Annotated in this window: 10 protein-coding genes; 9 read left to right on the forward strand and 1 reads right to left on the reverse strand. The window is 65.6% G+C overall.

What is annotated here, in order from left to right; all coding sequences use genetic code 11:
- Window positions 1-31: 31 nt before the first annotated feature.
- Both HLA91_RS02250 and HLA91_RS02255 read left to right on the forward strand, forming a co-directional pair.
- Window positions 32-2,332 (forward strand): AAA family ATPase, encoded by a 2,301-nt coding sequence (locus tag HLA91_RS02250; protein WP_170273323.1) that lies wholly within the window; start codon window positions 32-34, stop codon window positions 2,330-2,332.
- Window positions 2,333-2,601: 269 nt separating this feature from the next.
- A complete protein-coding gene (locus HLA91_RS02255) occupies window positions 2,602-4,092 on the forward strand; it encodes an alanine/glycine:cation symporter family protein (RefSeq protein WP_170273324.1) in 1,491 nt (496 codons plus the stop codon).
- A 12-nt stretch (window positions 4,093-4,104) separates the two neighbouring features.
- Here HLA91_RS02255 and HLA91_RS02260 read toward each other — a convergent pair whose 3' ends face one another.
- A complete protein-coding gene (locus HLA91_RS02260) occupies window positions 4,105-5,181 on the reverse strand; it encodes a GNAT family N-acetyltransferase (RefSeq protein ID WP_170273325.1) in 1,077 nt (358 codons plus the stop codon).
- Between the two features lie 360 nt (window positions 5,182-5,541).
- On the opposite strand from HLA91_RS02260, the gene HLA91_RS02265 reads away from it, so the two are divergent.
- Genes HLA91_RS02265 through HLA91_RS02295 form a run of 7 tightly spaced genes read left to right on the forward strand, consistent with a single transcriptional unit; the run spans window position 5,542 to window position 15,200 of the window.
- Window positions 5,542-8,040: a choice-of-anchor M domain-containing protein gene (locus tag HLA91_RS02265; protein WP_170273326.1), complete on the forward strand. Its 2,499-nt coding sequence runs from the start codon at window positions 5,542-5,544 to the stop codon at window positions 8,038-8,040.
- Between the two features lie 5 nt (window positions 8,041-8,045).
- The gene (locus tag HLA91_RS02270) at window positions 8,046-9,587 is read left to right on the forward strand and encodes an anchored repeat ABC transporter, substrate-binding protein (RefSeq protein ID WP_170273327.1); all 1,542 of its coding nucleotides are present in this window, start codon (window positions 8,046-8,048) and stop codon (window positions 9,585-9,587) included.
- Window positions 9,584-10,549 (forward strand): choice-of-anchor M domain-containing protein, encoded by a 966-nt coding sequence (locus HLA91_RS02275; protein ID WP_170273328.1) that lies wholly within the window; start codon window positions 9,584-9,586, stop codon window positions 10,547-10,549. Before HLA91_RS02270 ends, HLA91_RS02275 begins: the two co-directional genes overlap by 4 nt.
- A gap of 11 nt (window positions 10,550-10,560) precedes the next feature.
- Entirely contained in the window at window positions 10,561-11,328 is a 768-nt protein-coding gene (locus HLA91_RS02280; protein WP_259855203.1) for an anchored repeat-type ABC transporter ATP-binding subunit, read from the forward strand.
- Window positions 11,325-12,191, forward strand: coding sequence for an anchored repeat-type ABC transporter permease subunit (locus HLA91_RS02285; protein ID WP_170273329.1), 867 nt, complete (start codon window positions 11,325-11,327; stop codon window positions 12,189-12,191). Before HLA91_RS02280 ends, HLA91_RS02285 begins: the two co-directional genes overlap by 4 nt.
- Window positions 12,184-14,283 (forward strand): hypothetical protein, encoded by a 2,100-nt coding sequence (locus HLA91_RS02290; RefSeq protein WP_170273330.1) that lies wholly within the window; start codon window positions 12,184-12,186, stop codon window positions 14,281-14,283. Before HLA91_RS02285 ends, HLA91_RS02290 begins: the two co-directional genes overlap by 8 nt.
- Complete coding sequence (locus tag HLA91_RS02295; RefSeq protein ID WP_239557014.1) at window positions 14,280-15,200, forward strand: lytic transglycosylase domain-containing protein; 921 nt, start codon at window positions 14,280-14,282, stop codon at window positions 15,198-15,200. Before HLA91_RS02290 ends, HLA91_RS02295 begins: the two co-directional genes overlap by 4 nt.
- Window positions 15,201-15,289 lie beyond the last annotated feature (89 nt).

A 15,289-nucleotide genomic window follows, 5' to 3' on the forward strand; every position in this document is an offset into this window, starting at 1 on the left:
AAAGGACGGAGCGTGCGGCAAGGAGGCAAGTATGCTGACCAAAATTCTCAATGTTGAGGGCGTAGGGCTTCTACGTCGAGCCAATGGAGGCGCTAGGCACCTTTTCGGCAAGAACACTTTACTCTACGCCGAGAACGGTCGTGGAAAGTCGACCCTGTCCAGCGTGCTCACATCGTGCGCAACCCGAGACACAGAATTAATCGAGGATCGCATCACGATCGGCGGCCAGGTACAACCAGCGGCGAAACTCCTGTTTGAGTCTGCACTTGCCGAGTACAAGAACGGGTCATGGAGCGGGTACACCCCTGAGATCCTCGTATATGACGGCCATTTTGTTAACTCGAACGTCCATACTGGAAATGAGATCACGAGCAACCAGAGAGCGAATTTGCTCGACTTCGCTCTGGGTTCGTCAGCAGTTAAGGCGCGACAGCGCGAGCAAAAGGCCACATTGGCGGAGAAACGAGAGAGCAGTGACGTAAAGGAAGTGCGGCAAAAAATAGAAGCGCTTCTAGCAGGGAAAATGGCGGTACCGCAGTTCCGTGCGCTCAAGAAAGACACCAAGATAGACCAGAAGATCGCAAGGGCTGAAAAGCGCTTGAGTGAGCTGGTCCGGTCCGCTGATATTAAACGTCAGCCGATACCCGAACAGTATGAAATTCCAAAATTGAACATCGGTGAGGTAGTCGAGGTGCTGAATTCGACCCTCGAAAGCGTTCACGCCAAAGCAGCGGCTAAAGTGTCTGATCATCTCGCTAGTTTGAAAGATGCGAACTCAGCGGCCTGGATTCGTCAGGGATTGGATATTGCCAACGACGATCAGTGCCCATTCTGTGGACAGGACACGTCCGCAGTTGACTTGCTAGATATGTATAAGATCTACTTCGACCAAGCGTACACAGATTTGCAACAGAGTGTGGGGCGGACGGCGCGGCAGGTTCTGGAGCGGACTGATCTTAGTCAAATTGGCGCGTTCGCAAAGGTTCGCACGCGGAACAACGAGATTTTGGAACAATGGAAAGACTATATTCGGATTCCAAATCTGGACGATAGTCAAGACGAGTTTGCTCGCCTGGCCTTAGAAAACCTCAGGGAGTCACTGGAGTCGCTCTTTTTACGAAAGGAGGCGTCTCTAGGAGATGCGTGCGTCGAAGATAGTCAGATTGAAGATCTTCAAGCGGAGTGGGATCGTTTTACGAACGTTTATAAAGAAGAGAATCAAGTGATTCTTTCAACGTTGTCCGATATCGGTAAGTACAAGAAGAACTTGGATGCTTCTAGTCTGGATGAGCAGCGCGATGAACTCGATAATCTGCGTCTCGTGAAGTTACGGTATGACGCAGACACTGTCGCATTGCTCTCCACGCTGAGTGCTGCTGAAACCAGCTTGAAGAACGCTCGGAAGGCCAAGAAGGAAGCTCGGGGCGAGCTTGATCAGATCATGAAGGACACGCTCATTCAGTTCAAGGATACAATTAATGACCATTTGGCTGCCTTTAATGCGGAATTTCGGATAGCGGAATTCAATCATAATTACTTAGGTCAGGCCCCGCGCGTTGAGTATCAGATTCGTTTGCGAGGGGAGTCTATTGAGTTGAGCGGGGGTCGACCCACCTTTGCGACCGCCTTAAGCGAAGGAGACAAGAAGACTATGGGCTTTGCATTCTTCGCAGCCTCTACTCTTGCTGATCCAGACTTGGGTGAGAAGATTGTCGTAATTGATGACCCTATGAGTAGCCTTGATGCGCCTCGTCGCGAACACACTATGAAAGTTATTGAACAGATTTCGGGTGAGGCGAAGCAGTTAATTCTGATGGCGCACGATGGTCACTTCCTCAGGGGCGTACGGGATCGCTTGTTGAGATCAGGCGATGCTCCCGATGTGACGCAAGTCTCATTAAGGATGTCTAGCGGTCACTATTCTGATATTGGACTCATCGACCTGGATGCTCTTTGTCAATCTGATTATTTGAGAAATTACAAGCTTGTTTCAGGCGTAGTGTCCGGCGAGCTCAACGGCGTTGATGATGTGAAGTCCGGGGCGATTGCTTTGCGCCCCTTGCTTGAAGGTTATCTGCATCGTAAGTATCCGGAGGTGATTCCGACTGGAGTGACGTTAGGTTCAGCAATCACAGCAATTGAGGACTCATCAGGTTCAGACTCCCCCTGTGCAGCTATGGCCTCTCGCGTTGAAGAACTCCGGGAGATGAACGCTTACGCTAGCCGTTTCCACCACGAGACTCAGCCAGACTACGTTGCTGCGCAATGTGCTGATCACCGTGAAGTTGCTAATCATGGTAAGAGGATTTTGGAGTTTATTCATTCTGCGTAGGTCGGGCCCGCGGAGCCTATTTTAAGTGGAAGAAACATGCGCACAATAGCTGTGGCGTAGGCGTCGCGACGCTACCGGTCTACCCGCCTTTTATCGTTTGGTTCCGGTGTGGGTGCGGAAGGTTGTTCTGACTGGGGGGGGGAGCGTAGGAGGTAATGTTTGGCTGTCGTCCTACGTTGCCTTTGGCGCACTTTCTGCGCTGGCCGACTCACCCGCCTTGTCAGTTTCAATACATGAGACACTCAGGAGATACATCAAGGAGGCTTGCTATGAGCGACGACTCGCCGATCATCGACGTCATCACGACGATCAACACCCCACTGACCTATGTCCTCATCGCGGTTCTCGGCGCCGCCGGACTGTATCTGTCGATCCGCACCGGAATCGTGCAGCTGCGGCTGCTGCCGGAGATGTTCCGGGTCATCGGCGAATCGGCCGGACGCGACTCGGCAGGGGAGAAGCAGATCTCCTCGTTTCGCGCCTTCTGCGTCTCCGCAGCCTCCCGCGTGGGCACCGGCAACATCGCCGGCATCGCCCTGGCGATCTCCGTCGGCGGACCCGGTGCGGTGTTCTGGATGTGGCTGCTGGCCCTTATCGGCTCGGCGACCGCGTTCACCGAATCCACGCTGAGCCAGCTGTACAAGGTCAAGGACCAGGCCGCCTACCGCGGCGGCCCGGCCTACTACATGAAGCTCGGCCTGCGGAAGCCGTGGATGGGCGCGTTCTTCGCTGTCATCATCGCCATCACCTACGGGCTTGTGTTCAACTCCGTGCAGTCGAACTCGATCGTCGATGCCACCAGCACCTCCTTCGGCGCCCAGGGTGAGGCCGGCCGCGAGATGATGGCGATCGTCATCGGCATTGCGCTTGCCCTGCTCGTCGGCGTCATCATCCTCGGCGGCGTGCACCGCATCTCGATGCTCTCGTCAATCATCGTCCCGGTCATGGCGGTGCTCTACCTCATCCTCGGCATCATCGTCGTGTTCATGAACCTCGACACCGTCCCGCGCATGTTCGAGCTCATCGTCTTCAACGCCTTCGGCCTGCGCCCGGTCATGGGCGCCGGGGTCGGCCTCATCATCATGACCGGCATCCAGCGCGGCCTCTTCTCCAACGAGGCCGGCATGGGCTCAGTCCCGAACGCCGCAGCGACCTCCTCGGTGTCGCACCCGGTCAAGCAGGGACTCGTGCAGAGCCTCGGCGTGTACTTCGACACGATGATCGTGTGTACGATCACCGCTTTCATCGTGCTGCTGTCCAACCCCGAATACGGCACCGCCGCCGGCGCCTCACTGACCCAGACCGCACTGTCGGACCAGCTCGGCCAGTGGGCCGTGCACTTCCTGACCATCGCGATCTTCCTCTTCGCCTTCTCCTCGATCCTGGGCAACTACTACTACGGCGAGACGAACATCCAGTTCCTCACCGACCGCCGTTGGGTGCTCAGCGTCTACCGCGCGATCGTGCTCATCGCCGTGTTCGTCGGCGCCGTGCTCGCCCTGCCGGTCGTGTGGGAGGCGGCGAACCTGTTCATGACGATCATGGCGCTGACGAACCTCGTGGCCGTCATCCTGCTCGGCCGCAAAGCCGTGTGGCTGCTCAAGGACTACCTGCGCCAGCGCAAGGACAACCGCGAGCCGGTCTTCAGCCGTGAGCAGCTCGACGACCAGCGCGGCATCGAAGCCTGGGACGGTGCCGATGAGGTGACCCGCCCGGAGTTCTGGGACGAGCAGGCCCAGGCGAAGCAGAAGAACCGCTGAGCCAGCAGGCGATCAGAGCCTGAGCTCGAAGATCGCCTCAGCGAGGAAGCCGGTGAAGCCGAGCTCCTCATTCACCCGCAGCATTGGGGTGTTCTCCGCGGCATTCCACGTCATCACGTAGGGCGCCTCGGGCACCTCGACGCGCAGGCGCAGCAGGTTGGCCGCCTTGACGAGCTTCCCGAGGCGGTGGCCGCGGTGCGGGCCGGCGACGAGCGTGTCCCACTGCTCAACCGCGTTGGACGGTGAGGCTGCCGGGCTGGCGAGCTCGTTGTAGGCGACGAGCTCACCGGTCGGCAGGTGCTCGGCAACCGCGAGGAACACACGGTGGGTCACGGCGTATTCGACGTAGGCATCGCGGATCCGCTCGGCATCCCAGCGTTCGGCGACGATGTCGAGCCCGCCGTGCGGAATGTCGATCGACATCCGGCTGACGAGGGCCGCCATCGCCTCCAGGCGGTCGTCGAGAACTCCGCCCTCCCACAGGTGAACCCGGTAATCGGACCCGGCAGACGCCTCGGCGTCGGCAAACGCGCGTTCGAGCAGCTCGGTGCTGCCGGTGAGCTCATACCGGGAGACCCGCTCGATCTGGCCGAGCGTCATCCCCAGGCCGCGCGCGAGGCGGACACCGGGGTGGTCTGCGGGCACGACTCCGTGCCCGGTGGGGGAGCGCAGCAGCTTGACCGCACTCGGCTCGGTGATGACCGGGGTCGAGACATAGCCGTGCACAAGCCGAGCGCCGGCGCTGCGGGCAGCGGTCAGTGCCGCCTCGGCGAGCCGGCGGCCGATGCCCTGGCCGCGGTGGTCGGGGTGGACGAAGACAGTGAGCTCGGCAGCAGCATCGGTATCGCGCAGCTGCAGTCCCAGCCGGGCATGGCCGAGGGCGGTTTCGCCGTCGCGGGCCAGCCAGCGGCGGACGTGCAGGTTCGTGTTCGCGACCTCGGAGCGGTAGTCCTCGGCCGGGTCGGTGTCCCATTCGCCGGAGCCGATGGTCTCGGCGTTGCCGAGGCGGACGAGATGGCGGTGGTCGAGCCAGTCGGGGTGGTCAGGTGATGAAGGACGGGCGACCTCTGCGACGGTGCAGGCAGGCATGACGGGGCCTTTCGGAAAGTGATGACAGTGATGATCAGGTGGGGTCGCTGAGACCGCCGTGGAGCGACGGTGCCCGACACGGAACAGTCAGCGGGCAGGGTCGTCTCAGACGCCCTGCAGCAGCGTGACGATCGTCATAGCTGCCGACGCTACCACGGCTGTGGCGCGTGTGGATCGCACCGGAATCATCGACCTTCCGCCTGGTTGCTGAGCTCGCGCAGAATCGGCTTCATATCGGTGTATATGCACGTAATTACGTGAACGTACTTACATATGACCCTGCGGATTTCTGGACGTACGCTGTGCACGACAACCCGACTTATTGACTAAGTGTTCATATAAAAGAAAGCGGTTCTGGCCATGCGTTCCATCCGGCGATTCCTCGTCGCAGCAGCCACCTCAGCAGCACTCATCGCCGCGCCATTCTCCACCTCAGCGCTCGCCGCTCCGGCCCCGGGTGACACCGCCGTCGCCCCCGCCGTTGCCGGCACCTGCGGGGATGACCGGACCGACCTGTGGGACGACGTGCCCCAGGTCGGCAAGCGCAACGTCGTGACGACTGAGCATTCCGATTCCGTGGCGATGTGCCTGACCGGAGGTCAGATGCACATGTTCAGCCTCGTCGACTGGGCACCGGAAGGAGGCCAGTACCGCCCGCACACCCGGCACGCGGCGAACTCGCTGTTCTTCAACGTCAACGACAAGCTGAAGATGGCCCTGCCGGCCGAGCCGAAGTGGGAATTCACCGGAGCCGCCGGCACGGAAGCCTGGGTGATCCCGCAGCAGCAGAACCCGGAGGGAATCTGGGCCGGTTGGAACACCCAGGACATCCGGGAAGCTGACATCGACGGGCCGGTCACCATGTCGATCGATTCGGCCAAGTCGAGCGTGCCTGAGGGGGCCAACGTCGAGTTGTTCCAGTTCGGCATCTTCGGCGAATCCAAGCGGATCCTATCGCTCAACGACGATGCGCACCGCACTTACCAGCAGCCGGCGAACGCCCACGTGCACTCGAACTGGTCGTTCACCCACCCGGGCATCTACAAGCTGCACTTCACCGCGACTGCCACTCCGAAGGATGGACAGCCGACGAGTGCCGGACAGGACTACTACTTCGTCGTCGGTGACTACAACGACTACGCCGACGAGCTCACGGAGATCGACATCCCGCCGACTGAGGACCCGACCGAGGATCCCACCGGCGAGCCGACCGATGATCCCAGCCAGACGCCTCCCGAGGACAGCGATCTGCCGCGGGTGAGCATCAAGGGCGACCGCACCCACTACCGTGTGGGCGACCCGGCGAACTTCTCGGCCGTGCTGCAGGACAGCGATCGCATCGGCGTGCTGTACTGGGAGACCGCTGCAGCCGGTTCGAAGCACTGGAACCGGCAGGGCAACAACGCCGACAACACCTACACGATCCGCGAGATCACCGACAAGCACGACGGCACGCGCGTGCGGGCGATCTACCAGGTCGACGGCGGCGGAATCGCAGCCTCGAACGAGTTCGTCATCAAGGTCCGCGGCTCCGCCGAGGACGAATCCGATGACAACGGCGAAGATGAGCCCGGCGGCGACGAGACCGCAACGCCTGATGAGACCGAATCGCCCAATGAGGGCGAGGGGTCAGAGAAGGACGGCTCCGAGAACGACGGTTCGAAGGACTCTGACGCCAAGGGCAACGCCAGCGGCAGCGGCTCCGGCAGCGGTGCTGGCAGCTCCGGTTCCGGTGCCAGCGGCACCGGCGCCTCGGGCGCGGGATCTGGCGGATCCGGTGGCAAGACCTACGCCGTGTGCACCCCCGACTCCGCACCGAACGGACACGGCGGCACCGGAGCCTCCGGTGGCGGCGGTGCTGGTGGCGGCGCCGGCGGCGGCGCCGAGGGCCAGGGCACCGAAGGCGACGAGGCACCCGCTGGTGAGCGCGTGCAGGTCTCCGACGGACACTTCGACTTCGGCCCCCGGATGCGCGGGAACTCCGTCAAGGCGCAGCTCAAGGACGACCGCGAGGCGCCGCCGACCTGGCGTGACCCGGCAGACGTCGAGTTCCTCATCAGCGATGCGGCCAAGCAGCCGCTGCCGGACCAAGGCTTCGACTTCGTCGGCAACCCCGGCGACGAGGTGTGGATGATCAGCCAGGTGCAGCAGACCGGTGTGCCGTGGCTGGGCTGGAACACCCAGGACCCCGAGCTCGTCAACAACGCCTCGGCCGTCAACATGCGCCTCGACTCCGTCAACGGACCCGGCAAGCTCAACGTGTTCGTCGGCGGTGGCGGATTCGGTGGCACCGACGTCAAGCAGGTCTTCCAGCAGGCCGGCGACTCCTACGACATCCCGATGCGCACCCATGAGCACGGCTACTGGGTGTTCACCGCAGCCGGACAGTACACCGCGGACATCACCTTCACCGTCACCACCGCAGCAGGTGAGCAGCTGAGCGCCTCGGGCACCCTGCACTTCACCGTCGGCGGCGACGCCAACGCCGGTGGCGAGGCCCAGGCTGGCGGCGCCGTTGCACAGGCCGCCGGCGCACAGCCGGGCCAGCCGGGTCAGCCCGGTGCTCCCGGACAGCCGGGCCAGCCAGGCGAAGCTGGCCAGCCGGGAGCCGATCCGAGCGCCTCGGCAACCCCGTCGAGCGCACCGGCCGGTGCCGGCGCCTCGGGCGCGGGCAGTTCCGGGACGATGACGGACAAGGGCGGCAACCCGGTTCCGGCCGGCGCCAAGATCCGCTACGTCGACTGCTCGAACCTGCCGCGCACCGGTGCCGGCTCGATCGGCTACTACGTCGCCGGCGGCGCGGTGCTCATCGCGCTGGGCGTGGTGCTCCTGTCTGCCCGCCGAAAGGAAGACAGCTGAGGCGCATGCGCCGGCTGGCCGCACTGTGCACGACCCTGACCCTGGCCATCTCCGGGTGCGTGGCGAAGCCGCTGCTGAGCGCGCACCCGGAGGACGGCAGGCTGCAGGTGGTGGCGACGACGAACGTCATCGCCGACATCGCCGCCCAGGTCGGCGGAGAGCACGTGCAGGTCGCCAGCCTCGTGCCGCCGGGGGCGGACCCGCACTCCTATGAGCCGACGCTGCGCGATGTGCGCAATATCGTCTACGCCGACGTCGCGTTCTCCAACTACGTGCTGCTCGAAGAGCACAAGCTCATCAAGACCCTCGACTCCAACATCAGCCCGCAGGCGGCGAACGTCGCCCTGGCCGAAGGTGCGGTGAAGTACGCCGCCGAGGTGATCCCGCTCGTCGAGGACGTCTCGCTCGACACGATCTGGCTGGGCCTGCGCGTCCACGGCGGCGGCAGCCGATTCGGCGCCGACCGCACAAGCGATATGCACCTGCGGCTGACCGGATTCTCTGGGCCGGGCACGATGCACGGGTTCCTTACCGAGGGTCTGGGCCAGACGTCGATGTACTTCGATACCAGCGACGGTGTCGACCCGAGTGAGGACGAGGCGGTGCTGCCGGCCAATGCGCACACGCACTTGAGCTGGGCGTTCTCCAAGCCGGGTGTCTACACCGCGACCTTCGCCGGCAGCGTGCGGCCGGAGGCCGACGGGCCGCAGAAGCGGGTCGGGGAAGCGACGTTCACCTTCGTCGTCGGTAAGGACCCGTCCCAGATCCCGGAGCTGGCTGGACGTGAGCGGCTGGCCGGCGGGCATGCCGATGTCACGATGAACCTCGACAAGCAGGCGATGGAGATCGTCTACGACGACACGAGCGGCGGGACGGTCGAGCACCGGCACATCCCCGCCTCGGACGCGGTCATCGAGGTGACGAACAAGGCCTGGCAGGAGATCCCGTCCGGGGCCGGGTTCCTCGGGCCGAGGGGCTCATCGGTGTACCTGCTGCCGCAGGCGGTGCTCGGCAAGCACGTCCACGGTGAGATCGACCCGCACCTGTGGCATTCGGTGACGAACGCGATCGCCTACGCCAAGCTCATCCGCGACACCTTCATCGCAAAGGACCCTGCGCACAGGGACGAGTACCACGCCGCCGCCGAGGCATACATCGACCGGCTCGATGCGCTCGATGACGAGGTGCGGAAGACGATCGCCGAGATCCCCGAGTCCCGCCGCCACCTGGTGACTACGCATGACGCGTTCGCCTACCTGGCCAAGGACTACGGCATCCCAGTGGCAGGCTTCGTCACCCCGAACCCGTCGACCGAACCGTCGATCACCGACATGGTGAGGCTCACCGACACGGTGCGCAACCTCAAAGTGCCCGCCGTGTTCCTCGAACCCCAGCTGGCCAGCCGTGCGCAGACGCTGCGCGAACTAGCCTCCGTCACCGGCATCGACGTCTGCCCGATCTACTCCGATGCCTTCGATGACACCGTTACGACCTATGAAGGGCTCATGCGCTTCAACGCCCGATCACTCACGAGGTGCCTGTCATGACCATCCGCTCCGCCCTCAGCTCCGCCTGCCTGGCCGCCGCCCTCATCATCGGCCCGGCCGCCGCCCCGGCACTCGCCCAGCCGACCGAGGACCCCAACCTCGAGCAGACTGTCACCGGTGAGGAGAAGCTCGTCGACGACGAGGCCGTCCTCGACGCAGGCCACGTCGACATCGGGCCCAAGCAGGTCGGCAGCGAGTTCCATCTCGTCATGCGCGATGACACCGAAGCCCCGCCGGTGTGGCGCAGCCTCGACAAGACCGTCCTCAAGGTCAACGACGAGGGCGCGAAGATGCCGATGCCCGAAGACGAGCAGTACTCCTTCATCGGCGCGAAGCCAGGCGAAGACGTCTGGCTCATCCCGCAGGTCGAGAAGCCCGGCCTCATCTGGGTCGGCTGGAACACCCAGGACCCGGCCTTCACACAGACCGCCCAACGCGGCATGAACCTCGAATACCACGGCATGCAGGGGCCCGGTGACATGGTGCTGTACCTGCAGAACGGCAGCTTCGGCGAACCCGAGCAGCTGTGGGATTCGCGCAAGGGCGCGGACCAGAAGATCTTCGTGGAGAACAACACCCACACTCACGCCAACTGGGTTTTCACCAAGCCCGGCGTCTACCTCCTCGACGTCGGCGTGTCCTTCACCGACGCCTCGGGCAACGAGGTCTCCTCCCGGCAGGTGCTGCGCCTGGCCGTCGGCGATGCCGCCAGCACCGATGAGGCGATGAGCGCCGAGTACACCGGCGGTCAGGACAGCGGCGACGGTGATGCGGCCGGCAAGGCTGATGCCGATGCCGGCGCCGAGGCGGGGGCCGGGTCGGGTGCCGATCCGCTCATGTTCGTGCTGCTGGGTGTCGGCGCGGTGCTCCTCGTCGTCGCCGCCATCGCAGTCATCGGCACCGCACGCGCCAAGAAGCGCGCCGCGGCAGCCCAGGACAGCAGCCAGGGGACCGGCCAGTGAGGCAGGCAGACGTGACCAGCACGGCTACCGCCTCGGGCGCGGCACTGACGGTCGCCGGGCTCACCGTCGACCTCGGCGGCAGGCCGGTGCTCACCGGGCTGAACCTCACCGTCGAGCACGGCCAGTTCCTCGGGTTGCTCGGACCCAATGGTGCGGGCAAGACGACCCTGCTGCGCGCGATCCTCGGGCTCCTCCCGCACCGCGGGGACATCCGCGTCGCCGGCAAGCCGGCCGCAGCGCTGCGCGGGCGGATCGGGTATGTGCCCCAGCGCCACGAATTCACCTGGGACTTCCCGATCAGCGTCGAAGACGTCGTGCTCACCGGCCGGTCCTCACGGCTGGGCTGGCTGCGCCGCCCGCAGGTCGCCGACTTTCAGGCCGTCAACACCGCGCTCGCCCAGGTCGAACTCGACCATGTGCGGGGTCGCCCGGTCGCCGAGCTCTCCGGCGGGCAGCGCCAGCGGGTGCTCGTCGCCCGGGCACTTGCGATGGACTCCCAGCTGCTGCTGCTCGACGAGCCATTCACCGGCGTCGACATGCCGACCGCCGAACTGCTCACCGGCCTCTTCGGCCGGCTCGCCGCACACGGGCGCACCGTCATCATGTCCACCCACGACCTGCCTTCAGCAATGGCCACCTGCACGCAGATCGCGCTGCTGCGCGGAACCATCCGCCAGCAGGGCACACCGGATGAGGTCCGCGACCGGCAGGCGTGGATGGACACCTTCAGCGTCTCGGCGACTTCACCGCTTCTCACCAGCATCGGACTGATCGCATGAGCTTCATCGACTTCCTTTCCGACCTGACCAACCCGATGCTCGCCTTCCTGCCCAAGGCGCTGCTCATGGCGGTCATGGCCTCGATCATCTGCGGTGTCGTCGGCACCTACGTCGTGCTGCGCGGCATGTCCTTCATCGGCGACGCTGTCGCCCACTCGGTGTTCCCCGGCCTGGCGATCGCCTTCGTGCTGCAGGGCTCCCTCGTCCTCGGCGGGGCGGTAGCCGGCGTGTGCACCGCGATCCTCGTCGCGATCTTCTCCCAGAACCGCCGGCTGAAGGAGGACAGCATCATCGGCGTGTTCTTCGTCGCCGCCTTCGCCGCCGGCATCGTCATCATCTCCCAGGCACCCGGTTACGCCGGCTCCCTGACGGACTTCCTGTTCGGCTCGATCACCGGCATCCCCACCCGCGACGTCTACACCGTCGCGATCACCGGCACGCTCATCATCACGCTGCTCGTCGTACTCCACAAGGAACTCGTGGCCGTCAGCCTCGACCGCGACTTCGCCCGCGCCATGGGCTTGCCGGTGTTCTGGCTCGACATCGTCCTCTACGTGCTCGTCACCCTGGCGATCGTCGTGTCCGTCCAGACCATCGGCAACATCCTCGTCCTCGCCCTGCTCATCGCCCCGGCCGCCGCCGCCCGCCTGCTGACCGACCGGCTTGTTTCGATGATGATCCTCGCCCCCGTCATCGGTGCGGTCGGCGCATTCGCCGGCCTGTACCTGTCCTGGGGTTTCGATCTGCCCGTCGGCGGCACCATCGTCCTGGTGCTCACCGCAGTGTTCCTGCTGCTGTGGATCGTCGCCCCACGCCACGGCCTGCTCATGCGCGGCCGCCAGCGGGTGGTCGCCCATGCCTGAGACCCTCCGGCAGGCAGTATCGCTGCTGGTGGTCACCCTGCTTGCCGCCGCACACGTCGCGTTCGGCTGGATGCCGGTGACCGCAGCCGAGGCGCCGGGCACCGACAGTGCCGACGCTCCCGTGTCGCTGAAGACCACTGGTGAGAGTGCCGGGCGCCTGCACGTCGACACGCGTTCCTTCGCTCGTGCTCTCGGTCCGGTGACCGTGCGCATCGACCGTTCGACCGTGCCCGAGGCGGAGTTCGCCGGCCGGAGGCTGCCGGCGGCTGTGCAGATGCGCCCGCAGACCACCGGCCACCTGCCGGTCACCGGCCTGGAGTCAGGCGCCTGCCTGGGCGTACGCGTCTCGGCTGTCGTGAAGAAGGGCGAGAAGACTCAGCGGGCCACGATCGACACCGTCGTCACCACTAGCGGCACGGGTGCAGGCGACGCGACGACCTGCCCGGACTACACCGAGCTGCCCCACATCGCACCGCAGCCGATGCCCACCCCGAAGGCGAAGCCCGGTCCAGGCGAGGGTGCCGTGCACATCACCCCAGAAGGGGCCTTCACCCGCGCTGGCCGGGAGTGGGCGAAGGCCAGTGACCTCGACCGGAAGCTCGAGAAGCACGAGGACGGTGCGATCGCCGAGGACATCACCCTCGACATCGACCAGCTCACCGGCACCACCGCCTCGGGCGCGGAGACCGCGCATGAACCAGGGCCCCGTGACTGGGTCGAGGTGCGCATCCGCAGTGCTGAGAAGGTGCAGCTGACGAACCCCGCCGACCCGCGCGGCACCCAGCATCATCCCGGGAGCGCGAAGACCGTGACGATGCGCATGACCGACCCGACCCGGCTCGTCTTCGACGCCGCGTTCCCCACCACCGGCCCGCACTGCCTGGGCCTCGACATCGTCGCGGCAGGGAGGAAGGAACCGGCCGTTGCCACCACACTGCACTACGGGCTGCGCGGCGCTGATGCACGCACCTGCCCCGATCCGCGCGACCCCGACGCCGCCCCCGACGACGAGTCCGAGGACCCCGACGACTCCGGCGACCCCGATGACACCGACACCGGTGACGACGGAGACAAAGACGACGACACCGGCGAGGACACCAACAGCGATGACACGGACAGCCGCGACTCCGATCCTGAGGGCGGTCTGAGCCTAGAGGAGCGGCGCACGCTGGCCGACCAAGGGGCCGTGTTCGGCTCCGATATGGTCGCCTCTGCTCCGGTGCCCGGCCTGCCGCTCGTCCAGAGCATCTCCGCTCCGGTGGTGCCGGCTTTCGGGCTCATGTGCACCCCGGCAGCCGCAGGCCAGCGCGTCCAGGTCCGCTCCGGGCTCACCCAGCTGGCCATCACCCACGACTTCACCGGTCCGCGCGCCGAACTCACCGACCTACGCACCCACACCCCGGTCACCCGCCAGCTCGCCGATGTCGACTACGTGCTGCCAGCCACCGCCACCCTCACCGTCGGCGACGACGGACTCGGTGACATCGCGAAACCCGGTGACGAGCTGTGGGCCAGCTCCCAGGACGGGATGAGCGCACCGGCCATCGGCATCGCGGCTGTCGGCGGGCAGCTGCGCGGCAGCGTCGAGGTCGGCATCGACACCGTCGCAGGGCCCGGCGACGTCGCCCTCATCGGCACCGATGAGTTCGGCGACAGCTCCCTGCTGGCTGCCGCCGGATCGGCGATGAGTGTGCCGGCCGGCGGCACCGAGTTCCCCCGCTTCGCTTTCACCCAACCGGGCACCTATACCGTCAACACCGTCATTCGCACCGGCAACAGCAGCACCTCGGCCCAGGAGATCGTCGTCCCGCTGCACTTCTCCGTCGGCGAGGTCGCCTCCCCAGTGGCGACCAACACCGCGCTCGCCGCCCTGGTGGGAACCTGCACCGACGTGTCGATGGCCTCCACTCTCGCCCAGCCGGACCTGCCCGAACAGCAGCCCAGCCCCGAGGCGGCACCACCCCCGGCCGTCACCGGCCCGGCTGCCTGGATGTGGCTGCTGGCAGGCCTCGGTATGGGCATCGCACTCACCGCCGCCGGCTGGGGAACCCTGCTGCTTGTGCGCAGCCTCAGCCCCGGGAGGTCCACATGAAGCCGGCCCGCCTGCGCGCCGTCGGGCTCATCGCCTTCGGGCTGAGTCTGGCCGTGCTCACGATGCTCTTCCTCAGCGACCTCGTCGGCGCCCACCAGCGGGCGAGAGCCCAGTCACCGCACGACCCGCGGCCCACCGCCGAGGCGGTGCCCACCCCAGCCCAGGAGGCACCGGCTGGCCCGGACGCCGGTGGGGGAGCAGACACCGCGCAGCTGCAGCGCACCCAGGTGTCCTCCCAGTGGATCGCCGACCAGTCCAGGCGCACCGGCATCCCCGCCCGGGTGCTGCAGAGCTATGTCGCCGCCGAGATCTGGGCGGCCCGCCAGTTCCCGCAGTGCGGGCTGCGCTGGAACACCCTGGCCGGCATCGGGTTCGTCGAATCCGCCCACGGCACCCTCGGCGGCACCTCGGTGACAGCCGCAGGAACTGCCGCCCAGCCGATCATCGGCCCGCAGCTCAACGGCCGCGGACTCGCCCGCATCACCGACACCGACGGCGGCAGACTCGATCAGGACCGCGACTTCGACCGGGCGGTCGGGCCGATGCAGTTCCTGCCGGCAACGTGGCAGGCCTTCGGCATCGACGGCAACGGCGACGGCACCGCGGACGCCCAGAACATCGACGACGCCACCGCCTCGGCGGCGAAGTACCTGTGCAACGGCCAGCGCAACCTCGCCACCCCGGAGGGCTGGACCCAGGCGATCCTCGCCTACAACCCATCCGATGCCTACGTCCGCGCGGTCTTCGACGCCGCCAACCGCACCGCCCATGCCAGCAGCGGCGCCCCGCTGACCCCACCGCAGCCGGCCCAGGCGGGAACCCAGCCACCAGCCACTGACGGGGCCCAGCCCCCAGGGTTCGGGCCCTCCCACCAGCCCGGAGCACAGCCGAGCACACCGCACCCGGGCGCCGGCTGAGGATCGGGGGGATTTCCCCACCCGAGGCGGCGGGCACCTCCATCCCGGCAGCACGCGGCAGCGACGAGAGTGGAAGCACAGCTTCGACG

It is taken from the genome of Brevibacterium luteolum (assembly GCF_013004595.1).
Classification (GTDB): Bacteria; Actinomycetota; Actinomycetes; order Actinomycetales; family Brevibacteriaceae; genus Brevibacterium; species Brevibacterium luteolum.